This window comes from Caballeronia sp. LZ029 (assembly GCF_031451275.1).
Classification (GTDB): Bacteria; Pseudomonadota; Gammaproteobacteria; order Burkholderiales; family Burkholderiaceae; genus Caballeronia; species Caballeronia jiangsuensis.
Map to the genome: position 1 here is coordinate 2,522,651 of NZ_JARUXO010000001.1, position 24,104 is coordinate 2,546,754.

19 protein-coding genes and 2 pseudogenes are annotated in these 24,104 nt (G+C 61.4%); 7 read left to right on the forward strand and 14 right to left on the reverse strand.

All coding sequences use genetic code 11. The features are described from left to right. Positions 1-4 precede the first annotated feature (4 nt). Both QCE73_RS11935 and QCE73_RS11940 read right to left on the reverse strand, forming a co-directional pair. Entirely contained in the window at positions 5-1,348 is a 1,344-nt protein-coding gene (locus QCE73_RS11935; protein WP_035500699.1) for a peptidylprolyl isomerase, read from the reverse strand. 138 nt (positions 1,349-1,486) lie between these two features. Next, positions 1,487-3,877 carry an LPS-assembly protein LptD gene (locus tag QCE73_RS11940; RefSeq protein ID WP_309881352.1) on the reverse strand — a complete coding sequence of 797 codons (2,391 nt, stop codon included), beginning with the start codon at positions 3,875-3,877 and terminating at the stop codon, positions 1,487-1,489. Between the two features lie 227 nt (positions 3,878-4,104). Here QCE73_RS11940 and QCE73_RS11945 point away from each other — a divergent pair, with 227 nt between their 5' ends. The 3 genes from QCE73_RS11945 (at position 4,105) to purB (ending at position 7,314) form a co-directional block, all read left to right on the forward strand. Then, positions 4,105-5,130, forward strand: a complete 1,026-nt coding sequence (locus QCE73_RS11945) for a phosphotransferase (protein WP_309881353.1) — start codon at positions 4,105-4,107, stop codon at positions 5,128-5,130. Positions 5,131-5,137: 7 nt separating this feature from the next. Then, a complete protein-coding gene (murU, locus tag QCE73_RS11950; RefSeq protein WP_309881354.1) occupies positions 5,138-5,839 on the forward strand; it encodes an N-acetylmuramate alpha-1-phosphate uridylyltransferase MurU in 702 nt (233 codons plus the stop codon). An 86-nt stretch (positions 5,840-5,925) separates the two neighbouring features. Then, positions 5,926-7,314, forward strand: a complete 1,389-nt coding sequence (gene purB / locus QCE73_RS11955; protein WP_309881355.1) for an adenylosuccinate lyase — start codon at positions 5,926-5,928, stop codon at positions 7,312-7,314. A 76-nt stretch (positions 7,315-7,390) separates the two neighbouring features. On the opposite strand, the gene QCE73_RS11960 is transcribed toward purB, so the two are convergent. The 4 genes from QCE73_RS11960 to QCE73_RS11975 all read right to left on the reverse strand — a co-directional run bounded on the left by QCE73_RS11960 (position 7,391) and on the right by QCE73_RS11975 (position 11,085). Beyond that, positions 7,391-7,885 carry a gluconokinase gene (locus QCE73_RS11960; RefSeq protein ID WP_309881356.1) on the reverse strand — a complete coding sequence of 165 codons (495 nt, stop codon included), beginning with the start codon at positions 7,883-7,885 and terminating at the stop codon, positions 7,391-7,393. 10 nt (positions 7,886-7,895) lie between these two features. Next, positions 7,896-9,260 (reverse strand): GntP family permease, encoded by a 1,365-nt coding sequence (locus tag QCE73_RS11965; RefSeq protein WP_035500689.1) that lies wholly within the window; start codon positions 9,258-9,260, stop codon positions 7,896-7,898. A gap of 288 nt (positions 9,261-9,548) precedes the next feature. Beyond that, on the reverse strand, positions 9,549-9,857 hold the full coding sequence (locus QCE73_RS11970) for a hypothetical protein (RefSeq protein ID WP_309881357.1): 309 nt from the start codon (positions 9,855-9,857) through the stop codon (positions 9,549-9,551). Positions 9,858-9,960: 103 nt separating this feature from the next. Further along, complete coding sequence (locus tag QCE73_RS11975) at positions 9,961-11,085, reverse strand: YadA-like family protein (RefSeq protein ID WP_309881358.1); 1,125 nt, start codon at positions 11,083-11,085, stop codon at positions 9,961-9,963. Between QCE73_RS11975 and QCE73_RS11980 the strand changes: the two genes are divergently transcribed. Continuing rightward, complete coding sequence (locus QCE73_RS11980; protein ID WP_309881360.1) at positions 11,045-12,019, forward strand: hypothetical protein; 975 nt, start codon at positions 11,045-11,047, stop codon at positions 12,017-12,019. The genes QCE73_RS11975 and QCE73_RS11980 overlap by 41 nt on opposite strands. Here the strand turns inward: QCE73_RS11980 and QCE73_RS39405 are convergent. From QCE73_RS39405 to edd, 7 genes and pseudogenes are all read right to left on the reverse strand, one after another. After that, positions 12,010-13,164 (reverse strand): annotated as a pseudogene (locus QCE73_RS39405) (hemagglutinin); the annotation flags it as partial. The gene QCE73_RS11980 and the pseudogene QCE73_RS39405 sit on opposite strands and share 10 nt — an antisense overlap. Continuing rightward, a complete protein-coding gene (locus QCE73_RS39410) occupies positions 13,091-13,591 on the reverse strand; it encodes an ESPR domain-containing protein (RefSeq protein ID WP_404989748.1) in 501 nt (166 codons plus the stop codon). The gene QCE73_RS39410 and the pseudogene QCE73_RS39405, both read right to left, overlap by 74 nt. Positions 13,592-13,996: 405 nt before the next feature. After that, complete coding sequence (locus QCE73_RS11990; protein ID WP_309881362.1) at positions 13,997-15,124, reverse strand: DUF2827 domain-containing protein; 1,128 nt, start codon at positions 15,122-15,124, stop codon at positions 13,997-13,999. Between the two features lie 46 nt (positions 15,125-15,170). After that, a complete protein-coding gene (locus QCE73_RS11995) occupies positions 15,171-16,322 on the reverse strand; it encodes a DUF2827 domain-containing protein (protein WP_035507609.1) in 1,152 nt (383 codons plus the stop codon). After that, positions 16,319-17,479 (reverse strand): DUF2827 domain-containing protein, encoded by a 1,161-nt coding sequence (locus QCE73_RS12000; protein WP_404989749.1) that lies wholly within the window; start codon positions 17,477-17,479, stop codon positions 16,319-16,321. The genes QCE73_RS11995 and QCE73_RS12000 overlap by 4 nt, the downstream gene beginning before the upstream one ends. 489 nt (positions 17,480-17,968) lie before the next feature. Continuing rightward, positions 17,969-18,598 carry a bifunctional 4-hydroxy-2-oxoglutarate aldolase/2-dehydro-3-deoxy-phosphogluconate aldolase gene (gene eda, locus QCE73_RS12005; protein WP_309881365.1) on the reverse strand — a complete coding sequence of 210 codons (630 nt, stop codon included), beginning with the start codon at positions 18,596-18,598 and terminating at the stop codon, positions 17,969-17,971. 67 nt (positions 18,599-18,665) lie between these two features. Then, the gene (gene edd / locus QCE73_RS12010; RefSeq protein WP_238288318.1) at positions 18,666-20,615 is read right to left on the reverse strand and encodes a phosphogluconate dehydratase; all 1,950 of its coding nucleotides are present in this window, start codon (positions 20,613-20,615) and stop codon (positions 18,666-18,668) included. Between the two features lie 298 nt (positions 20,616-20,913). On the opposite strand from edd, the gene QCE73_RS12015 reads away from it, so the two are divergent. From QCE73_RS12015 to QCE73_RS12020, 3 genes and pseudogenes are all read left to right on the forward strand, one after another. Then, the gene (locus tag QCE73_RS12015) at positions 20,914-21,753 is read left to right on the forward strand and encodes a MurR/RpiR family transcriptional regulator (RefSeq protein ID WP_035507616.1); all 840 of its coding nucleotides are present in this window, start codon (positions 20,914-20,916) and stop codon (positions 21,751-21,753) included. Between the two features lie 214 nt (positions 21,754-21,967). Further along, positions 21,968-22,252: pseudogene (locus tag QCE73_RS39415) on the forward strand (hypothetical protein); the annotation flags it as partial. 45 nt (positions 22,253-22,297) lie between these two features. Further along, positions 22,298-23,701 (forward strand): hypothetical protein, encoded by a 1,404-nt coding sequence (locus QCE73_RS12020; protein WP_309881367.1) that lies wholly within the window; start codon positions 22,298-22,300, stop codon positions 23,699-23,701. Here QCE73_RS12020 and QCE73_RS12025 read toward each other — a convergent pair. Continuing rightward, positions 23,688-24,104, reverse strand: coding sequence for a CopD family protein (locus tag QCE73_RS12025; RefSeq protein ID WP_035507618.1), 417 nt, complete (start codon positions 24,102-24,104; stop codon positions 23,688-23,690). The genes QCE73_RS12020 and QCE73_RS12025 overlap by 14 nt on opposite strands.

Here is a 24,104-nt window from a genome sequence, read left to right on the forward strand (position 1 = left end):
GCTGTTACTGCGGCAGGGCAGCGATGCCCTTGTACTGCACGTAGGCGGTGTCGCGCAGTTCGCGCAGCCAGTCGGAATACGCCTGCTCGGCCTTGCGCTGGCCGATCGCCTGACGCGCGATGTCGAGCTGCTGCGACGCCGATCCTTCCGCTTCGCGACGGCCGAGCACCTGAATCAGGTGATAGCCGTACTCGCTTCGCACCGGATCGCTGACGGCGCCGTCCTGGAGATTGTTCATCGCGCGCTCGAACTCGGGCACGGTTTCGCCCGGGCTGATCCAGCCGAGATCGCCGCCCTGCGACGCCGAGCCGTCCTGCGAATAGGTGCGCGCGAAGTTGGCGAAATCGCCGCCCGACGCGACTTGCTGCTTGATGTCGAGCAGCTTCTGGCGCGCGGCCTGTTCGGACATGCCGTCCGACACGCGCAGCAGGATGTGGCGCACGTGCGTCTGCACGAGCTTGGGCGCGTCGGCGGCCGTGCCCTGACTCGCGCGGCGATCCACCAGCTTAATGATCTCGAAACCGCCGTCGGTGCGCAAAAGCGTGGGGACGACCTGACCCGGACGCAACGTCGACACGGCATTCACGATGCCCGCCGGCAACGTGCCAGGCGTGCGGAAACCGAGGTCGCCGCCCTTGCTGGCGTCGGTGTCCTGCGAGTTCTGCTTCGCGAGCTTCTCGAAATCCTCGCCGCCTTGCGCCTGCTTGAGCACGGCGTCGGCCTGGGCCTGCACCTTCGCGACTTCGCCCTGAGGCGCGTCCGCCGGGAGCTTGAACATGATGTGCTGAAGGCGCAGATCGCTCGTATTGCGCGCGCCCGGACCGCGCTGGCTGGCAATGTAGTTCGCCACTTCGCCGTCGGACACGGTGATCTTGCTGTCGACTTCCTTCTCGCGCAGCTTCGAAAGCGTGAGTTCCGTGCGTGCATCGCGCGTGAAGGTGGACCAGGGCACGCCCTGCGCCTCGATGCGCGAGCGGTACACGTCGAGCGTCATCTGGTTTTGCTGCGCGAGACGCGCGAGCGTACGGTTGACGGTGGCATCGTCGATGGTGATGCCGTCTTCCTTCGCCTTCTGGAGCTGAATGCGCTCGAGCACCATCTGATCGAGCACTTGCCGCTGCATCTGGTCCGCGGGCGGCACCGGCGCGTTCTGCTGCTGGAGACGCTTGGCGATGAGCGCCGTGCGCTCTTGCAGCTCGCGCTGCGTGATGACACCGTCGTTCACCACCGCGACGACTGAATCGGCGACCTGCGCATTGCGATTCGACAACGCCTGCGCACCGGCCGGCGAACTCAGGATCAGCGCGCCAGCGAGCACGCCCGCTGCGATTGCCGTCGATCGAAACATATTCACGTTTGCCACAGATACTCCATCAAATACGGGCTTCACCCGTTCGTGTCCTGCTTGAATGTGCTGCACTGCGCGGCTCCCGGCCGCTCTTCACTGCCTGACGTTGGATGCCGCACGCGGCCGCCCGTTCCGGCCTTACTCGTAATCGCTGTACCGGGAGAGCGGCGGCGCCGCTGGCGGCGGCGGCTGATAACCCTGGACGCTCGCGCGGAACGCGCTGACGAGACCGTTGTCGACGTTCGACAAGCCCTTGAACGTCAATTGCGCGAGCACGCGCGTACCGGACGATGGCAGGCCCTGCGTGTCCACGCCGTTGGCGTAACGCTGCATGCCGAAGCCGAACGCCCAGCAGTCGGCATCGTACTGGAAGCCCAGGAGTCCGTCGACGAGACGATGGCTCGCGAGATCGTAATTCACGCGGCCGACGGCATAGAGGCGATTCGTGAGCGGCCACTCGGCCGACAGCAGGACCTGGTTGATCGGCTCGTTCACCAGCGTGGTCTGGTTCGAACGCGTGTAACGGTAGCCGATGTTGATCACCTTGCGTTCCGCCGGACTGAACGCAAAACCGATGCTCGATCGCACGAGCTGGTTGTTGTCCACATTATATTGGAACGCGGTTTCCGAAGCGAAACCAGCGCCCAGCTTGATGGCCGCGCCCGCGATCAGGTCCGAGTGCTTCGCCTGGTCGGGCAGTTGGCCCGGCGTGATCGTGACGCGCTGGCTCTGGAAATAATACTGCTGCGCGATGACGAAACGCGCGCGCTCATCGCCCGTCGCCGGGTTGATAAAGCGCGTCGTCAGGCCTGCCGTGATGCGGTTCGCGTCCGCGATGCGGTCGTTGCCGACGAATGTGTTCGGCGTGTAGAGCTCGGCGAGGCCGAAGTCGGCTTCGGCGGTATCGAAAATCGGCGCGAAGTCCTGATTGTGATACGGCGTGTAGACGTAGTAGAGCCGCGGCTCCAGCGTCTGGATGTAATCCTGTCCGAAGAGCCGCACCGAGCGGTCGAACACGAGGCCGGTGTCGAAGCTGACGGTCGGAATCGACTCGGTGAAATTCTTCGGCTGCCCCGTCACCGGCGGCGACGAGCCCGCCACCTGGGTCGTCGCGATATGGCTCAGGTCGTACGACGCGAAGTGCCATTGCACCTTCGGCGTGACGAAGTAACCCGGCGCGTTGATCCCGTAGCTCAGGTACGGGTTGAAGTACAGGCGGTTGCCGTCGGTGGCGCCGTCGGTCGTGATCGTGAAGCGCGTCGCGTCCAGCTCCGCGCCGTAGTCGAAGCCGCCGACGTTGTACTTGTTGTACTGAACGTTCACCTGCGGCTCGCGCGCGTAGGGCGGAACCGACGGCTGCAGCGTCTGCCAGCGCTGTTCGCGCGCGAGCACCGACCACGGGCCGTTGTTGTACGTGAGCCCTGCTTCCTGCTGATACAGCAACTGCGTGCCGTTCAGGAACTGATTCGACGCGTTGCCCAGGTCTTCCGGATATTGATCGTCCGAAACCTTGTTGTAATTGACGTAGCCGCCGAAGCCATTGCCGAAGTTCTGGCGATGCTGCCAGAAGATCGCATAGCGATTCGTGTGCGTCTGACGATCGTCCGGCAGATAGTCGCCGGTGAACGACCCGGAATACGTGGGCGACAGATACCGGTACGTCGCCTCTCCGAGTACGCCGCGCCGCGTCATGATGCGCGGCGTGACGGTCAGATCGCGATTCGGCGCGATATTGAAATAGTACGGGATCGTCGCTTCGAAGCCGGTCGTCGAGCTGAGCGAGAAGGTCGGCGGCAACAGGCCGCTGCGACGATCGCCCGTGAGCGGAAACGACAGCCACGGGCTGCCGAAAACCGGCACGCCCTGGAAGAACAGCACGCCGTTATGCGCGACGCCCTCTTCGGCGCCGGTGTCGAAATCGAACGAGGTGCCCTTGATGTACCACGCCGGATCGGATTCGCACTGACAGGCGGTGTAGGTGCCATGATCGATGCGCGCGCGCTCGTCGTCGATCATGTCGGCGCGCTCGGCGCTGCCCGAGCCGCCCGTCACGTTGAAATGGTACTTCGGGTTCGTCATGAACCCTTCGTTGGCCTCGACCTTCAGATGCGCTTCCGGACCGATGAACGACACGCCATTGTTGATCAGCCTGACATTGCCGAAAGCATCGGCCATGTCCGTGTCCTGGTCGTAATGCAGCGCGTCGCCCTTGATGACCGTCACCGTGCGCCGGATCTCCGCCGATCCCTTCGCCGCCATGTCTTCGTCGGTGGTGCCCGTCGCCTTGTCGCTCAGGAGGAACGTCGAAGGCTGCTGACCGTTTTGCAACGGCCGCTCTTCGAGTTGCGGCGCGAGGCGCAGACTGCCGGGGCCGTCGAGCGGCTGAGGATACGCGGCGTCGCCCGAGAGCTGGGCATGCGCGAGAGCCGGCATCAGGCCCGGAACGGATAGCAGCGCGACGACGAGCCGCCGCCTGCGTGGCTGAGCGTCGCCTTGGATTTTCGATACGGGAAACTGTCGTGGCGGCATGTATGGGTGGCGGTTCGATCCCGTTCGCGTCCCACGCGCCGATGCCGCCGGGCAGGCGGCCGCGCCCTTTCCGCAGTCACGAACTTGACGGTCCGTTGCTAAGCAGGGACGACACTCGATCGAACGGTGACGCTCACAGTCGTCGGGGGCCTGGCGCCAGGCGTGAAACGGATCGCTTAAAAAAGTCGTGGGGTATTATATGGCAAGATGTTTGGCCCCTCGAATTTATGACGCATATTCCTTCCGACGCTCGCCTGAATCAGCTCCGCTCGTGGCTTGAAAATTTCGCCGGACGCTACCGGCTGAATGTCGCCAGTCTCGCTCCCGCTTCCGCCGATGCAAGCTTCCGCCGCTATTTCCGGCTGGAGAGCGATTCGGAGCATGGCAAGACGCTCATCGCCGTCGATGCGCCGCCGCCCGAGAAATGCCGCGAGTTCGTGCAGGTCGCCGGGCTGCTCGAAGCGGCGAACGTGCACGTGCCGAAAATCCTCGAAGCCGATTTCGACGCCGGCTTCATGCTCGTGACGGATCTCGGCACCACGACTTACATTTCCGTTCTCGACGAAAAAAACGCGCGTCCGATGATGCGCGCCGCGATCGACGCGCTGATCCGTTTCCAGCAAACCGCGCGCGAAGGCGTGCTGCCGCCTTTCGACGAGGCGTTCCTGCGCCGCGAGATGGAGTTGATGCCCGAGTGGTTCATCGGCCGCCATCTGGGCCGCGAAGTCACAGCCGACGAACGCAAGACCCTCGACCAAACTTTCACGCTGCTCGTACAGAGCGCGCTCGCCCAGCCGCAGACCTTCATGCTGCGCGATTTCATGCCGCGCAATCTGATGGTGTGCGAGCCGAATCCGGGCGTGCTGGACTTTCAGGACGCGGTGTACGGGCCGATCACGTACGACATGGCGTCGTTGATGCGCGACGCCTTCATCAGCTGGGAAGAAGCCTTTCAGCTCGATTGCGTCGCCTATTACTGGGAGCGCGCGAAGAAGGCCGGACTTCCCGTCGATGCGGATTTCGGCGAGTTCTACCGTCAGCTCGAATGGATGGGCCTGCAGCGGCACATCAAGGTGCTCGGCCTGTTCGCGCGCATTCATTATCGCGACGGCAAGCCGCAATATCTCGCCGATCTGCCGCGCTTCATCGGCTATGCGCGCAAGGTCGCCGAGCGCTACGCGCCGCTGTGGCCGTTCGCGCGTCTGCTCGATTCGCTGGAAGGCCGCGCGATCGAAGTCGGTTACACCTTCTGAGTTCACGATGACGCACGCTTTGAAAACGGCGATGATCTTCGCCGCCGGCCGTGGCGAACGCATGCGCCCGCTCACCGATACGTGTCCGAAACCGTTGCTCGAAGTTGCCGGCAAACCGCTTATCGTGTGGCAGATCGAGCGTCTCGCGGCGGCGGGCGTCGAGACGATCGTCATCAATCACGCATGGCTCGGCGAGCAGGTCGAAGCCGCGCTCGGGAGCGGTTCTCGCTGGGGCGTCGAACTGCGATATTCGCCCGAGACCGAGGCGCTGGAGACGGCGGGCGGCATCGCTCAGGCGCGGCATCTGATCGGGGACGGCGTGTTTATCGCGGTCAGCGGCGACGTATTCTGCGATTTCGATTATTCGACCTTGCGCGACCACGCCGAAGCGCTGAAGGCGCGCGTGGAACCCGGCATGCATCTCGTGATGGTGCCGAATCCGCCGTTTCATCCCAAAGGCGATTTCGCCTTGCGCGACGGCGTGCTCGCACTCGATGGCGAGCCGCGTTACACCTTCGGCAACATCGGCCTGTATGACACGCGCATGTTCCGCGATCTCGCGCCCGGTACGCGCCGCGCGCTTACGCCCTACTACCGCGAAACGATCGCGGCCGGGCGCGCGAGCGGCGAACGCTACGAAGGCCGCTGGGAGAACGTCGGCACGCCCGCGCAACTTCACGCACTCGACGACGAACTGCGGACCCGCTGAACGGCGGCGCGCGTCGGGGATTGGGACGCATCCGATGGTAAAATGCGCGGTTCTCCCGTCTTTTCCTTCCGGCCGCGCCCGCAATCATGTCCGATACCCGTCCCGATTCCCTCTTCGCGCTCACCGCGCTCTCGCCGCTCGACGGCCGCTATGCCGCCAAGACAGAAGCCCTGCGCGAATGGCTCTCCGAAGCCGCGTTCATGCGGCATCGCGTGACGGTCGAGATTCACTGGCTGATCGCGCTGTCGCGCGCCGGTTTCGCCGAAGTGCCGCGCTTTTCCGACACATCCGAGCAATTCCTGCTGAGCCTCGCCGAGCGTTTCACCGCGCACGACGCCGCGCGCATCAAGGACATCGAACGCGTCACGAATCATGATGTGAAGGCCGTCGAATATTGGCTCAAGGAGTCGGTCAAGGGCCAGCCGGAACTGGAACGCGCGAGCGAGTTCATCCACTTCGCGTGCACGTCTGAAGATATCAACAACACGTCGCACGGCCTGATGCTCGCCGGCGCGCGCGAACACGTGATCCTGCCGGCGCTGCGCTCGGTGTACGAGCGCCTCGTGAAGCTCGCGCACGCGCAAGCCGAACAGCCGATGCTCTCCCGCACGCACGGCCAGCCCGCGAGCCCGACGACGCTCGGCAAGGAAATCGCCAATGTTGCGGCGCGTCTTTCGCGCGCGATCCAGCGCATCGAGAAGGTCGAACTGCTCGGCAAGATGAACGGCGCGGTCGGCAACTTCAACGCGCATTTGTCGGCGTATCCCGAATTCGACTGGGAAGCGTTCTCGAAGGATGTCGTCGAGAATAGGCTGAAGCTCACGTTCAATCCGTACACGATCCAGATCGAGCCGCACGACTACATGGCCGAACTGTTCGACGCGGTCGCACGCGCGAACACGATCCTGCTCGATCTCGATCGCGACGTGTGGGGTTATATCTCGCTCGGCTATTTCAAGCAGAAGCTAAAGGCTGGCGAAATCGGCTCGTCGACGATGCCGCACAAGGTCAACCCGATCGACTTCGAGAATTCGGAAGGCAATCTGGGACTCGCAAACGCGACGCTGCGCCATCTCTCCGAGAAGCTGCCGGTCTCGCGCTGGCAACGCGATCTGACGGATTCGACCGTGCTGCGCAATATCGGCGTCGCGTTCGGCTATTCGCTGCTTGCATACGATGCGCTGATCCGCGGCCTCGACAAGCTCGAAGTGAACGCCGCGCGCCTGAACGAAGATCTCGACAACACGTGGGAAGTGCTCGCCGAGCCGGTGCAGACGGTAATGCGTCGTTTCGGCATCGAGAATCCGTACGAGCAACTGAAGGAGCTGACGCGCGGCAAGGGCATCACGCGCGAGGCGCTGCAGACGTTCATCGCGGGTCTCGCGATTCCCGCCGACGCGAAGAAGCTGCTGCTGGAAATGACGCCGGGTTCGTATATCGGCAAGGCGGTCGAGTTGGCGAAGCGGATCGCCTGACGCGCGCCACGTCCCGGCAATGAGAAAGGCCCCACGTTTTGCGACGTGGGGCCTTTTCTCTTGCTGAAGCGCGCGTTCAGCGCGTCTTCAGTTCCTCAATCACGATCTCGACGATTTCCTCGGGCGTGTGCTCGATGCTCACGATGATCGCCTCGTCCTCGCCCGGCGGTTCGAGCGTTTCGAGTTGGCTCTTGAGCAGCGACGGATCGAAGAAGTGGCCCGTGCGCGACCCGAGCCGCTCGTGCAGGACCTCGAACGAGCCTTCCAGATAGACGAAGCACACATCCTTGTCGTTCTCACGCAGGACGTCGCGATACGAGCGTTTCAACGACGAGCACGTAAACACCGCCGTTTCGCCCGCGCCCTGCTTCTCCTCGATCGCGGCACGAATCGTCTTGAGCCACGGCCAGCGGTCTTCGTCGGTCAACGGTATGCCCTTGTGCATCTTCTCCTTGTTGGCGGCGCTGTGAAACGCGTCGCCATCGGTGAACGAGCAGTGCAAGCGCTCCGCCAGCAATTCGCCGATGAGAGACTTGCCGGCGCCCGACACGCCCATCGCGATCAGAATCATCGAAATCTCCTTAGACGACCGCCGCAAGCGCGAAGGTCAAACCGAGTCCCATCAAAGAAATGATGGTTTCGAGCAGCGACCAGGTCTTGAACGTCTGACCGACCGTCATCCCGAAATACTCTTTGATCAGCCAGAAGCCACCATCGTTCACATGCGAGAAGATCAGCGAGCCGGAGCCGGTGGCGAGCACCAGCAGTTCCGGGCTCGTGTGGCCGCCCGCCGCGGCGGCGATCGGCGCGACGATGCCGCATGCGGTCGTCATCGCGACCGTCGCCGAGCCCGTCGCGAGACGGATCAGCGCGGCGACGAACCAGCCGAGTAAGAGCGGCGACAGGCTTGCCGACGAAGCCGTCGCGACGATCTGCTGCGAGATGCCGCTATCGCGCAGAACCTGGCCGAAACCGCCACCCGCACCGACGATCAGCGTGATGCCCGCGATCGGCGCGAGACACTCGCCGCAGAACTTCTGAATCTGCTCGCGATTGAAGCCCTGCTTTGCGCCGAAGGTCCAGAAGCTGACCAGCACGGCGATCAGAAGCGCCATATCCGATTGGCCGATAAAGCGCAGCAAATCGTTCGGCAATGTTTTCGGCGTGAAGACCAGATCCGCCCAGCTTCCGATCAACATCAGAATGACCGGCAGCAGAATCGTGAACAGCGTGATGCCGAAACTCGGCAGATCGTGCTTTTTCTCGGTGTCACCGTGTTTTTGGGTGAACTGGTCGGCGAGCGCGTTGGCGTCCGGCAGTTTGATGTATTTGTGGATCATCAGCGCGAACAGCGGGCCCGCGACGATTGCCGTCGGCACGCCGACGATCAGACCGTAAGCGATCGTCTTGCCGATATCCGCGTGATACGCCTGCACGGCGAGCAATGCGGCCGGGTGCGGGGGAATCAGACCGTGCACGACCGAGAGGCCCGCGACCATCGGCAGGCCGATCAGCAGCAGCGATTTGCCGGTGCGCCGCGCGACGTTGAACGCGATCGGAATCAGCAGCACGAAGCCCACTTCGAAGAACACCGGCAAGCCGACGATGATCGCGACGACCATCATCGCCCAGTGGATGTTCTTTTCGCCGAACAGATTGATCAGTGTATTGGCGATGCGCTCGGCGCCGCCCGATTCGGCCATCATCTTGCCGAGCATCGTGCCAAGACCAACCACGACTGCAATGTGGCCAAGCGTATTACCGTTTCCGGTTTCGAACGACTTGACGATTTTGTCCATCGGCATGCCGACCGCCAAGGCCAGCAACACGGACACGATCATGAGGACGAGGAACGGGTAAACCTTATAGCGGGCGATCATCAGGATCAGAACCGCGATCGCGATCACCGCGTAGAGCAGCAGCATGCTCCCGTGGACGGCTGGCATAACGCCTCCTTGATTTTGTTGAGGTTTTTTGCGCTATGTATGCGTTTGCCGTCGCTGCACTGCACATACGAGCAATGTCCGGCAAGCGCGAACACGGCGCTGGGCAACGGAATTCTACTTGTAAGCGAGGCGATTGGCCGGGGAAATGGCCTTTGCGAAATTATGCGCGACTCGCACGGTTGTTCGTTCGAAGCGCGGGACACGGTAAGAAAAAAAACCGACGTTCAAGCGAACGTCGGTTTTCACAAGGACGATGCGAGCCGCAGTGGCTCGATCATTCGATACGCATCAAGCCGCCGGCTTCGATGGCGACCCGCTAGCGCACGTAAAGCTAAGCTCGCGCGCGCTGCTGCCACCCGGCCTGAGTTTCGGATTATCGAGCGCCTCAACGACCACGACTTGTTGATCCTTGCAGATGCGCGAAGCTTCGGACATGCATGATTTCTGCGACTCGAATATGCCCGAGCAAGTGACGCGATACGCCTGCGCCTGCTGGGCGACATTCAGTTTGCGCGCCGTGTAAGTGATACCCGTATCCGTCGTGCAAGCAGAAAGCACGCCGATGGCGGTAAAAACGGAGAGAAGAAGTTTGGACATCTTGATTAGCTACCTAAATCGGTTCAAAGAGCTGGGCTCCCGAGCGAGCGCATGACTTAGCGGTCGCCCGGGTCGTCCCGAGCGTTAGCCCGGGACGTTCGCCTTACCACCGATACGACGCGTTGGCACCGTAGACCGTGCCGCTGCGGCTCGAACCCGCGCCGGCCTTCAGCACCAGGTTCTGGGTGACGCGCAGGTTCAGTGCGACAGCTGCAGCCGCATAGCCCTGATACGTTGCACCGCCCACACCGACCGACATCGTCTTGTCCTGATCGATGTTCGGGATCATCGCGAGGGCGGTGGCCGCCGCGATACCGGAGTAAGCGCTGCGGCCCACATCCGCGATGGCACCTTGCATACCGTTCACCACGCTATCCGTGTAGCTATTGGATTGCGTCACGGCGTCGTTCAACTGGTTGACGTTGACCAGATCCGTGCCTTGCGTACCCGCAGCCACGTTGGTGATCTGACGCTCGCCACCCGCCGAGCCGACCGACACCGTGTTCGCACGATCCGCCACCGAACTCGCACCCAGCGCAACCGAATCATCCGCGGTTGCATGGCTGCCGGCACCGATGGCTACCGCGCCAACGCCGCTGGCGACCGCGCTTGCGCCTTGTGCAACCGAGTTCGCACCCGTTGCCTGAGCGCTCGCGCCGCTCGCAGTTGCATGCGTGCCGCTTGCTACTGCGGCTTCGGAAGCACGATTACCGTCCCCGGCAAACATCGGGTCGTCTCCGACCGTCGTGTTGGCGACCTTACCGGCCAATGCGTCGAGCTGACCCTTGTTCGCCAAGTCCGTCGGCGCAACACCATTTGCAACGTCATGGATGACCGTGCCGTCCTTGCCGCCGAGCGTGATGTTGCTGTAGTCGGTGCTTCCGTCCTCATTCGTGTCGAACGTCGCGACCGTCTTCGGCATGCCATTCGTGCCCTTGGGGGTCACGGCCTTCAACTGACCCACCGTCGCCACATCGCTATCGGCAATACCGTCGGCGATGTTCGTGATGCGCAGTTTATCGCCGAGGTTGTTACCGAAGGACACGGTGTTCGCCTGGTCCGCCACAGCATTGGTCGCGAGCGCTACCGAGTTCTCAGCCGTCGCACTAGCGTTACCGCCGATCGCGATCGAGTTCTTGCCGGTCGCCGAGGAGTCGATCAGGACCGAGTTGGCGTGGAAGTACTTCATGCCGCCACCGGCGAATACGCTGCTCAGCGACGTCGACATGCTCGTGACCCCGCTGACTATCGTGCTGATGCTCGTTGACATCGAGCTCACGATCGTCGACATCGAGCTCGCGCCCGTCGACAGCGAATTGATGCTCGTCGACATCGAAGTCGACAGCGAGCTGAAGCCCGTCGACAGCGAGTCGATACCCGTCGACAACGAGCTAAAGCCCGTCGACACTGCGTCGATACCCGTCGACAGCGAGCTGGCACTCGTCGAACCAGTCGTGGACAGCGAGCTGACACCTGCGGACAGCGAGTCGACACCCGTGGACAGCGAGCTAACCGCCGTCGAACTCGACGTGGACAGCGAGCTGACGCTCGTGGACAGCGAGCTGATCGCGGTCGAATTCGACGTGGACAGCGAGGCGATACCCGTCGACACCGAGTCGATACCCGTGGACAGCGAGCTGATCGTCGTCGAGCTCGAAGTCGACAGCGAGCTGATGCCTGCCGACAGCGAATTCACACCCGTGGACAGCGAGCTGACCGCCGTGGAAGCCGAGCTCGACAGCGAGCTAATGCCTGTGGACAGCGAGCTGATGCCCGTGGACAACGAACTCACATTGGTCGACAGCGAGCTGACCGCCGTGGAGGCCGAGCTCGACAGCGAACTGATGCCCGTGGACAGCGAGCTCACATTGGTCGACAGCGAGCTGATGCCCGTGGAGGCCGAACTCGACAGCGAGCTCACGCCCGTGGACAGCGAGTCGACACCCGTGGACAGCGAGCTGATCGCCGTGGAGGTCGTGGTCGACAGCGAGCTCACACTCGTGGACAGCGAGTTGACCGCCGTGGAGGCCGAGCTCGACAGCGAACTCACGCCCGTGGACAGCGAATTCACTGCCGTGGAGGTCGAGCTAGACAGCGAGCTGAGGCCCGTGGACAGCGAGTTGAGCCCCATCGAGGTCGAAGCCGACAGCGAACTCAGCTGACCGAAGTTCACTGCGTCGTTCTGGCTCGTGCCGTCGGCCACGTTCGTGAGCTTCACCGGCGCTGCGCCCGAACCACCCAGCGTGATCTTCGAGTGCGAGACGTCGTCGTACATCACCGCGTTGGCCAGGCCCGTGGACAGCGAATTCACCGCCGTGGAGGCCGAGCTCGACAGCGAGCTGATGCCCGTGGACAGCGAGCCGATGCCCGTGGAGGTCGACGCCGACAGCGAGCTCATGCCCGTGGACAGCGAGTTCACGCCCGTGGACAGCGAGCTGATGCCGGTCGAGGTCGACGCCGACAGCGAGCTGATGCCCGTGGAGGCCGACGCCGACAGCGAGTTCATACCCGTGGACAGCGAGCTGATGCCCGTCGAGGCCGAGGCCGACAACGAGCTCATGCCCGTGGACAGCGAGCTGATGCCCGTCGAGGTCGACGCCGACAGCGAGCTCATGCCCGTCGAGAGCGAGCTCACGCCAGCCGACAGCGAACTCACACCGCTCGACAGCGAGCTGATACCCGTGGAGGTCGACGCCGACAGCGAGCTCATGCCCGTGGACAACGAACTCACGCCTGCCGACAGCGAACTCACACCGCTCGACAGCGAGCTGATACCCGTGGAGGTCGAAGCCGACAGCGAGCTCATGCCCGTGGACAGCGAGCTCACACCAGCGGAGAGCGAACTCACGCCCGCCGACAGCGAACTCACGCCGCTCGACAGCGAGCTGATGCCCGTCGAAGTCGAGGCCGACAGCGAGCTCATGCCCGTGGACAGCGAGCTGATGCTCGTCGAGGTCGAAGCCGACAGCGAGCTCATGCCCGTGGACAGCGAGCTCACGCCTGCGGAGAGCGAACTCACACCGCTCGACAGCGAGCTGATGCCCGTGGAGGTCGAAGCCGACAGCGAGCTCATGCCCGTGGACAGCGAGCTCACGCCTGCGGAGAGCGAGCTCACGCCGCTCGACAGCGAGCTCATGACCGTCGAAGTCGAAGCCGACAGCGAGCTCATGCCCGTGGACAGCGAGTTGATGCCCGTGGACATCGAGGTGAAGCTGGAGGACAGCGACTCGAAGTTACCGCTCGAGCTCGAGATGGCCGTCGACATCGAGTTGAAGCTCGTCGAGGTCGAGCTCGACAGCGAGCTCATCCGCTCCAACAGTCAGGTACGTGTTGGGATTGGACGAGCCCGCCTGCATTACGACGCCCGTAAAATTCGCGCCAGTAACTGTCGTGTCGCAACCGGCTTGTATTGGGGTATTCGATGCCGATGTATAGCTATACCCTTGCGTAGAGCTGTTACACACCGTAACGGCGGGGTTGACGGGGGTGGCCGCCAAAGCATTCGCGCCGCTGAAAAGCAACGCAACCGAAGCGCCAACGCCTGCCGCGCGCCGGGCAACCTTCGGGGAGGCGTCTATATGCTCACGATCGCGCGAGTCAAGAGCCTCCTGATCACCTTCCGGGTCGCATACCGCGCCACCAGAGCTCTTCTTGCCACGGGACATCGCAGTCTCGGCGACCGCGACGAACGTCCCTACTTTCTCATTCCAGATACTGCGGTATGACTTATTCATAAACCGAATTGACCCACAAATAACGAGCGTCTTTTACAAAATAAAAAAGGAAACACCTTTTGACCACGGCACAGAATATTGAGGAGCACCGCTTGCATGAAGCGGACATGTCCTAAATTCAACCAAACTGCAGAACGTGCGCATAAATACACGCAAATCTATATTTTTCGGATAAATCTCATTGATAATATTTAATTAGTTATGCTTATGATTTTGTGGAAAATATTGATAGATCACGACATACCTGTATGCCGACAGCATTGACCTACTCAAACAACTTACTTTCACAGCGGAAGGATGGCTTCGACTAGACGTAGTCGCTCGAACGACAACGCGCTCCGTCTGATCATCGGATCAGACGGAGCGCGTTGACAATTTTGATTCGATCTGTCGACCGAGTTCTGCTTAACGCAGAGGCTTCTTGATGAGCGCGTCGAGTAACCCGGTGTAGTCGTTGACCAGTCCCGCGTTATCCGGCAGGTAACGCGCAATCAGCGAACGCTGCTTGTCGCGATATTGCGAAAGCTGCGAATCGTGCTGATCGATGGCTTCGACGACCCGTCGCGCACCTTCGTTCACGTTATTGTCCCGATAGTAGTAGCCGAGATCCGTGCAAAGCGTGGCATTGTGAACCAACGGATATCCCTGCCAGCACACTTCCAGATAGAAATAGTTCAGCGGATTTTCCCACTGGTGCGACACGATGATGTCCGTGTTCTCAGCCAGAAACGTCGGCGTGTCGAAGCGGCCAAGAAAGACCGCCTTTTGATTCCGCACGATGTCGAGTTGGTTCATCAGCGCGATGAACTCTTTACACTGCGTGGCCAATTGCTGTGCGTTCGTGACCTGGAGCAACTGGATATCGTTCGGGCGCTCACGGTACGCCATCTCCGCGATCATCGCCGGATAAAGACAGAATTTCACGACATTGATATTCGGCTCCATCACGCTCAGGCGACGCGGTCCCGCCTTCGGCTGATACTCACCCGAATGCGGCAACGACGCGGTACGCGCGTTGAGGAACATCGGGCTCCAGATGAACGGCACGACCTGCGCCGTCTGACGACGCATCACCTCAAAGTACGGCGCGCTGATGTTCGCTACCTGCGGAATCATCCAGATGTCGTCGTAGCGCTGGTTCACGAACAGGTTGTCGCCGAAGCTCGGCTTGTTGAACAGAATCGACTCCATCGCGTGGACGTATTCGAAACCGCAACAATACGAAACGAGGCGCGCGCCGCGCTGCTTAAGATATTCCGTCGCGTTCGGGTCGATCTGCCCGCCGAGCTCGATCAGCACGTCGATGTTGTCTTTCGCGCCATCGAAAGTCACTGTGGGCCAGCGCTCCAGATCCCAAGGCAGTTGTTTCGTGATCGCCACATGCGTCGTATTGACGAGCACGACGCTTTCGACATTCGGACAGTTCTTAAGTGCTTCAGCGAGAAACACCGCGTTCTGCTTGATACCGTTGTTCCACAGCGTTTCGGCCTCGTGAAACAGACCGATCGTGATACCAATTCGCAACTTCTTCATTCCAATTGACTCCACTGCCCTACGGCAGAATGCCTGAATCCCGTGCTCACGCCTTCGCGTAGACCGCCTCGATCGCCTCTGTATACGTCCGCACGTTCTCTTCGTTTTCCGGATCGAGCGTGTGCAGAAACTTTTTTGCGGTCGCGCGATAGCTCTCGAGATTGGCGTCATGCTCGGCGAAGGCACGAAGCAACGCGCGTCCACCTTCTTCGCAATCGAAGTCGTGATAGCGGTAGCCGCAATCGCCGATCAAATGCGAGTTATGGATCAGCGGATAGCCCCCGTGGAGCGCCTCGTAATACACGTAGTTCTGCGGGTTTTCCCACTGATGACTGACCACCGCATCGACGGCAGCCGGCACGATCTGCGCGAACGGGAAGCGCCCTTCGAAGTTGCCGAGGCCGTGCTTCACGTAATCGAGACTCTGCGCGAAGCCTGCGAACGCCGCGTGATCTTTCAGCTTGAACGTGTTGTACGCCCACACGCGTTCGAGCATGTCGGGATTCTCGCGATGCGCGGCATCGCAAGCGAGCATCGGGATGTAGCTCGTTTTCACCATGCAGACGTTCGGCTCGAAAATGCCCACGCGCCAGCGGCGGCGGCCCGGCTGATAGCCGAATTTCAGACCATTCTGCAGCTTCGCGGCTTCGCGTTCGAGGACGACCGGACTCCACAGATGCGGCATGAGCTTGACGGGCGCACGGAACAGCGTTTCGAAGTACGGCTTGCAACTGACTTCGTATTCCGGCAGCGTCCAGACTTCATCGTAAGGCGCGCCCGAAACGAGCAGCGCGTGCTGAAGGTTGAACACCATGCGCTCGATATCGATGACGTAGTCGTTGCCCACGCGCATCGTGATGATCTTGCCGCCGCGCTCGCGGAACTTCACCGACCATTCCTTGTTGAGTTGCGCGCTCATTTCGATCATGACGTCGAGCTTCGTCTGGGCCGTTTCCATGTCGATGAGCGGCACCGGCGAATCCGAAAGAAAGCGCTTGGCGTCTTCAGGGCCGCCGTCACCGCCGCCCGTCACCAGGTAGGTCGACTTCACGCGCGGCGAGCGCATCAACAACATCACGAGATAAAGACAATTTTGAAAGATGCCGTTTTCCCACAGCGATTGCTCGCCCTTGCGGATGTAAATGGAAACGCCGACATTGATCCGCTCCGGCATGCGAGATTTGCTTTTCACGTTCATACACCTACCTCGAGCTTGCTTCCCTGGCAAAGATTGATCAACCGGTCTGCGAACGCATCCAGGTTTGCCTGATTGAACGGATTCACCGCATCGATGACGCGCTGCGCGTTCACGCGATATGCATCCAGATTGCTGTCGTGTTCGCGGAAGGCGCGCTGAAGTTGGCGGCCGCCCTCTTGCGCGTCGAATCCCGGGAAGTAATAACCCGCGTCCTTGAGCCACGGCGAGTTGTGGATCAGCGGATAGCCGCCGTAGAGCACGTCGAGATACAGATAGTTCTGATCGTTGCCCCACTGATGCGACACCACTGCATCGGCGTATTGCGCCATGAAGCCGGCGATGTCGTTGCGGCCATGGAACGTCGCCTTGGAATCCTTCACCAGATCCAGCGAGTTGGCCATGTACATAAGCGTCGGGTGATCCTTCATGTGCATCGAATTGAGCACATGCATGGCGGACACGCTCGAACGATCCGCGCGATAGGCTTCCTCGCAGACGAGCATCGGAATGCTCGACGTTTTCACCACCGAAATATTCGGTTCGAACATTGCAACGCGGAAACCCTGCGGCTGAATGGCCGGCTGCGCCGACTCGTCTGCGCGGCGCTCATAGCCATAGCGCAGACCGTGCTCTTCCACTTCCGCGATGCGCTTTTCGAGGAACTGCGGATGCCAGATGAACGGAATGAGATGCACAGGGCAACGATGCAGCGTGCGCATCATCGGGACGGACAGCCGGTCCTTCGACATCAGCCAGACCTGGTCGTAACGGTCGGGACGCATCACATGGACGGGCTTGTCGAACACCGGTGCCTCGACAAGTCCGACGTACGGCTGGCCGCAGCAGTAATACGCGACTTTCTTGCCACGCGCCCGCATCAGATCGAGCCATTGCGTGTCGAGCGCGCCGCCCATTTCGAAGATGACGTCGACGGCATCGGTCGCATCCGGGGTGCGCATGATGCGCAGACCTTTCGACGCGGCGTCGACTTGCGGCGGCAATGCGTTCTGATCGCCCACATCGATCAGCGAAACGCTCTCGACGAATGGAAGCTTTTGAAGCGCTTCCGACAAAAAGATCACGTTCTGGCCCAGGCCGTTCTGCCAGATGTTTTGGCCTTGATGCGTGACGACTGAAATTCCGACTCGAATGGTCATCGGATTGGCATCCTGAAAAAAGACGAGACTACGCTTTAGAAAAAGAGGTTCCGCGGTAACTTGATCGCGGCGACCCGCAAGGACAAAGGCAGCGGGCGGCGTGGCGTTGCTGGACACATGCAGCAGCGGCGGAAGTAAGGATTTTCGCGCAACGTGCGCTGAAATTTCCTAATTGAAACGCTTCCGCGTCTTGATATATCGGGGAACTTCTGAAACCTAAATATATAGAAGAAGCGTTGAAATTCCCAGCACATCCGGGATAATTGAGAACCCTCTTATCCGAGTCTTAAAGAAACTCAAACCGTCTTAATCGCTGTGACTTTTGCATTTCGAATTAATCTGATTCACAAAGCGAAAAAATGGTGAATGAACTCCGAAGCTACAGTCAGAACGAGCAACGGAATAGAGTCGGAATACGAACCCAAGGCGAAAAAAAACGCGTCGGACCGCTTACACGGTCGCGACGCGCCTTCTGATGCAAAGAGCTTACTAGTGCGGCGCCAACTCGCTGGCTGCGCGTGCAAGACGCGTGACTTCCTCCCAGTTCTGCGCGGCGAGCGCGGCCTTCGGCGTCAGCCAGGAACCGCCCACACACACCACATTCGGCTGCGCAAGAAAGTTGGACGCGGTTTCAGCCGTGATGCCGCCGGTCGGACAGAATTTCAGATTCGGGAACGGTCCGTAGAACGCCTGTAGCATCGGAATGCCACCCGCCTGTTGCGCCGGGAAGAACTTGACGATCTCGTAGCCCAGCTCCATCGCGGCGATGATATCGCTCGGCGTCATCACGCCCGGCAGCAGCGGCAAGCCTGCATCCTGCGCGGCCTTGTGCATGTCCTTCGTGAGACCGGGCGACACCCCGAACTGCGCGCCCGCCTTCTTCGCCTGTGCGCAATGCTCGGGCTTCGTGATGGTGCCGACGCCGACGACGATATCGTCCGCCAACTGGCTCGCGCGCTCGATCGCGCCGATGCCCGCTGGCGTGCGCAGCGTGATTTCCAGCACTTTCACACCGCCCGCGTGCAGCGCGCGCGATACATGTTCACCTTGCTCGACCGTTTCGAACGCCAGCACCGGAATCACCGGGCCCAGACGCACGATTTCGCTTACCGATTTCATTTGATGCGACTCCTGTTTTTGGTGCGGCGCCTTGCGGTCTATCCGCGGGTTCTCGACATTGCGATGTTCAATGATGCGTGGCGTGCGCCTTGTTCAGCGCCGATGCCGCCGCGCGCGCGTTATCGCGAAGCGGATTCCTCTCCTGCGGGGCCGCCGCGCCGTTCGCCCCGTCGTGCGCGGACGTTGCGCCGATCAGCGCGCCGAACACCGATGCGCCCTCTTCCGCCGGCAGCGCTGCGCTACGGAACACGCCGAACAGCTCGCGTCCGAATCCTGCTTCGTTGTCCGCCTGATGGAGCGGCGCCTGCACTTCGCGCGATGCCCACTCGTTCGCATCGATCTCGATGTCCAACACGCCGGCGGGTGCGTCGATCACGAGCATGTCGCCGGTGCGGACCTTGCCGAGCGGCCCTTGCAGAAGCGCCTCGGGCGACACGTGAATGACCGCCGGCACCTTGCCCGACGCGCCCGACATGCGCCCGTCCGTGACCAGCGCGACATGGAAGCCCTGATCCTGCAGCACGCCGAGCAACGGCGTCAAACGATGCAGCTCAGGCATTCCGTTCGCCCGCGCGCCCTGGAAGCGCACCACGGCGACGAAATCGCGCTTCAGCTCGCCCTTGTCGAACGCTTCCTGCACTTCCTCTTGCGAATTGAACACGATGGCCGGCGCCTTCACCACGCGATGCTCCGGCGCGACCGCCGAAATCTTGATGACGCCGCGCCCGAGCTTGCCCTGCATCAGACGCAGTCCGCCGTCCGGCTGGAACGGCTCGCCGATGCCGCGCAGCACCTTGGTGTCGTGGCTTTCAGGCGCGCCGTCGACCCATTGCAGCTTGCCGTCGATGAGCTTCGGCTCCTTCGTATAGTGCGAAAGTCCCTTGCCCGCGACCGTCTGCACGTCTTCGTGCAGCAAACCGCCCTCGAGCAGATTGCGCACGAGGAATGCGACGCCGCCCGCCGCGTGGAAATGATTCACGTCGGCCTTGCCGTTCGGGTAGATCTTCGCGAGCAGCGGCACCACTTGCGAAAGCTCGTCGAAATCGTTCCAGTCGATCATGATGCCCGCCGCCCGTGCGATCGCCACGAGATGCAGCGTGTGGTTGGTCGAGCCGCCCGTCGCCAGCAGCGCGACGATGCCGTTCACGATCGCCTTTTCATCGACGACATGGCCGATCGGCGTGTAGTTGCCGCGTTCCAGCGTGATATCGAGCACGCGCCGCGCGGCCTCGGCCGTGAGTGCGTCGCGCAGAGGCGTGTGCGGATGCACGAACGCCGCGCTCGGCAGATGCAGCCCCATCACTTCCATGAGCATCTGATTGCTGTTGGCCGTGCCGTAGAACGTGCACGTGCCGTGGCCGTGATACGCCGCCGATTCGGCTTCGAGCAACGCAGCGCGATCGCATTTTCCGGTCGCGAATTCCTGACGCACCTTGGCCTTGTCGTCATTGGTGAGGCCGCTCGTCATCGGGCCGGCGGGCACGAAAATGGTCGGCAGATGACCGAACTGCAGCGCGCCGATGGCAAGTCCCGGCACGATCTTGTCGCAGATGCCGAGGCACAGCGCCGCATCGAACATGTTGTGCGTGAGCGCGACCGCCGTGCTCATCGCGATGACTTCGCGCGAAAAAAGCGACAGTTCCATGCCGGCGTTGCCCTGCGTGATGCCGTCGCACATGGCGGGCACGCCACCCGCGAATTGCGCGACGCCGCCGTGCTCGCGCGCCGCCTGCTTGATGATGTCGGGGAAGCTCTTGTACGGCGCGTGCGCGGACAGCATCTCGTTATAGGACGACACGATGCCGATGTTCGGCTCGCGAATCGTCTTGATCGCTATCTTTTCCTCGCCTTCGAGCCCGGCGAAGCCGTGCGCCAGATTCGCGCACGAAAGCGCACCGCGCGCCGGAAACTTGCCGTGCGCGGCATCGATGCGCGCCAGATATGCGGAACGCGTCGGCTTGCTGCGTTCGATGATGCGGTCGGTGACTTTCTTGAGTTGCGAATGCGGGGAAACCATCGAAGCTCCTTCGTCTAACGCCCGGCGCGCCTTCCGTCGAGGTTGGGTGGGATGTTGGGGACCGGCGTTCGAATCGTCGTCGTGCGATACCGCCGTGTTTCACGATATTAGTAGAAAAACTACATCGTGACAACGAAGTTTCGCACCTACATATTAAGCATCTGCATGGATCGAATCACTTATGGAGAAACGATCTACGGGAATTCCCTTAGTTTGTGCCGACACGTTCTGTAGTATTTGTACATGATCGATCTTCAGATATAGTCCCAAGCAATTTTCAGCATAGGCGAGATTTCCGATGTTGCTGTCTCAAGTCGAAGCGAAGCGCGAGCAAATGCGGCCGTCGGAGCGCAAGCTGGCCGACTACGTGCTCGAAGCACCGCGCGAGGTACTCGACCTGTCGATGACCGATTTCGCCGCGCGTGCCGGCGTCAGTCAGCCGACCATCGCGCGGTTCTGCCAGGCGCTCGGCTTTTCGGGCTTCCGGGAATTCAAGATTCGCCTTGCTCAGAACATAGCAGCGGACGTTCCCACTGTTTATCGCGATGTGCGCACGGACGAGCCGCCCGCGGGCGTCGCCGCGAAAGTGCTCGACCGGACCATCGGCGCGCTGATCGCCGTGCGCAATTCACTGTCGTCGGATAGCGTCGCGGCGGCCATCGCGATCCTGGCCGATGCGCGCCGCATCGAGTTCTACGGCGCGGGCGGATCGGGCATTGCCGCGCTGGATATGCAGCACAAATTTTTCCGATTGGGCGTACCGTCTGTCGCATACTCCGATCCGCATACGTACACCACTTCCGCCGCACTGCTCGGCGCGGGCGATGTCGTCGTCGCGATTTCCAATACCGGGCGCACGCGCGACATTCTCGATGCATGCAGATCGGCGTTGAACGGCGGCGCAAGGGTCATCGCGATCACGCACGGCCACTCGCCGCTCGCGCGCATGGCCACGGTCGGATTGTTCGCAAACGTCGATGAAGACACCGACATTTTTTCGCCGATGACATCGCGCGTGTCGCATCTCGCGATCGGCGACATTCTGGCGGTCGGGCTGGCGCTGGCTCGCGGCCCCGCGCTGGCGGACAAGCTCGCCGAAGCGAAGGACGTGCTGGAAGGACGGCGGGTGGGAGCGTAGGCAGCGAAGGCCGCAGCGCCTTCAAGTGAGAGGCGAGCGTTCGCCTATGCTGTTTATCACCCACTCGCGCACCAGGATCACCATGAGCAGCATCTTCTCCGTTGAACGTTTCGAATCCTGCGTTTATGGCGGGAAGCCGGATGAAGCGATCGCGCTGCTTTCCGAACTCACTGCACTGCTTCGCGAGCAATCGTCCACTGATCTGCTGACTCTGATGGCGCCGTCTGAGCTATGGCCACGTCCCAGCAGATGGTCCTCGCTCGAACGTTTCGCGGCTCGCATGGCGGCTGCCATCACCGTCCTGCTCGGGAATACCGAATTTACGCTTACAGAGGCGCAATTCGAGAACCTCTCGGGCTCTCGCGCCCTCATCCAGAACTTGCTCAGCGCTGCTCCACTCAAGAATGCGGATCATGTCGCACGCCGGTTCCTTCCTTCTCTCGCTGAAGATGGCACGGTTCACCTGCCGTTTCCGGATGCGATAAAACGACTCAACATTCTCTGCAATTCCGAATCGCGCCTGTCACTCGACTATGCCGCGTGCATGCGCGCGGATCCGATCGCCACGCTCAATCTGGCCCTCGCGACAGCCAGCGAATTGCTTCCCGGCAGCGCCGATGCGCGCCGCAATCGCGAAGCGCTGCTCGAATGGCTCGACAAGGCTCTCGCCGATCAGAGCGATCTCTGGAACATCGAGATAAACAGATTGTCAGCGCTCTACATGTTGTGCACGTACACCGAAATCGAGCACAGGCACGCGATCAAACGAAGCATCAACAAGCTCATTCGCCACGCGCTCGCGAGCACCGGACTGACCGATCTGAATCCGGACCTCACCGCTGTCCGACGCGCCGCGCGAGCGAAACCGCTGATGCTCGTCGTGCTGGAAGCTTTCACGGACGGTCATTCGATCATGCGCACGCATTCCCGCACATTGCAGGCCGCGCGGGCCCGCTTCGACATCGTGGCGATGTGTGAAGCCAGCGCAATCGGCGATCTCGGACGCGAGGTCTTTACGCGAGTAATCGACTTGCCCGACGACCAGGGCTTCGTCAACAAACTCGCCGCGATTCGCAACTTTGCGGAGGCGGAATGCCCCGACGTCCTCTACATGCCCAGCGTTGGCATGTCCGTGTTGACGATCAGTGTGTCGAACATGCGCCTCGCGCCGCTACAGATTGCAGGACTGGGCCATCCCGCCACCACGCACTCCGGGTGCATCGACTATGTCAGCGTGGAGGACGACTACGTCGGCGACCCGGCGTGCTTTAGCGAAGCGCTTTTGAGGCTTCCCAAAGACGGCCAACCCTACCGGCCTTCGGGGCTCATGGAAGCACTCCCGCCCCGGAGGAAGAATACGGCGGAAACCGTCAATATCGGCGTCGCTGCAAGCCTGATGAAACTCTCGCCAAGCTTTCTGGATGCGTGCCGGCAGATTTCCGTGCGCAGCAAGGTTCCGGTCCACTTTCATTTTTTGACGACCGGCGGAAACGCCGTCGCGCTCCTGTATCTGTCGAGAGTGGCCACGCAGACGATAACCAAAGCCCATGGAACGGTCATGCCCTCGCAGCCCTATATGAGCTACGTGAGCTATCTCAACGACATGGACATGTTCCTGAGCCCGTTCCCCTTCGGCAACACGAACGGCATCGTGGACGCGTTCACGGTCGGGTTGCCGGGCGTCTGCAAGACCGGCCGTGAAGTGTTCGAGCGCATCGACGGCGCGATGTTCATGCGCGCCTATATGCCCGGCTGGATGGTCGCGGAAACCGTCGAGGAGTATATCGAAGCCGCAGTGCGACTCGCGAACAATCACGAAGAGCGCGAATCGCTGCGCCGATACATGCTCGAAAAGAACATAGTGCAGCGATTCTTCGAAGGCCGTCCGGAAGTCTTCGGCGAAATGGTGCTCGATCTCGTCGAACAGCAGCGCCTCAAAACGGCTTGATCACCACGAGCAAGGTCGCGCCGAGCAGCCCGAGCACCGGGAGTTCATTGAACATCCGATACCACTTGTCCGAGCGCTTGTTTTCGCCACGTTGAAACGTGTGCAGCAAGCGCCCGCAATACGCGTGATAGACGATCAGCAGAACGACGATCGTCAGCTTCGCGTGCAACCAGCCCTGCCCCGCGCCGATTCCGACGACGAGCCACAGCCACAGCCCGCACGCGAGCGCGGGCACCGCGATGAACGTCATGAACCGAAACAGCTTGCGCGCCATTAGTAACAGGCGCGCGGTGGCGGCGGAATCGGTTTCCATCGCGAGATTCACGAAAATGCGCGGCAGATAGAAAAGCCCCGCGAACCACGAGGCCACCAGCACGATATGCAGCGATTTGATCCAGAGCAT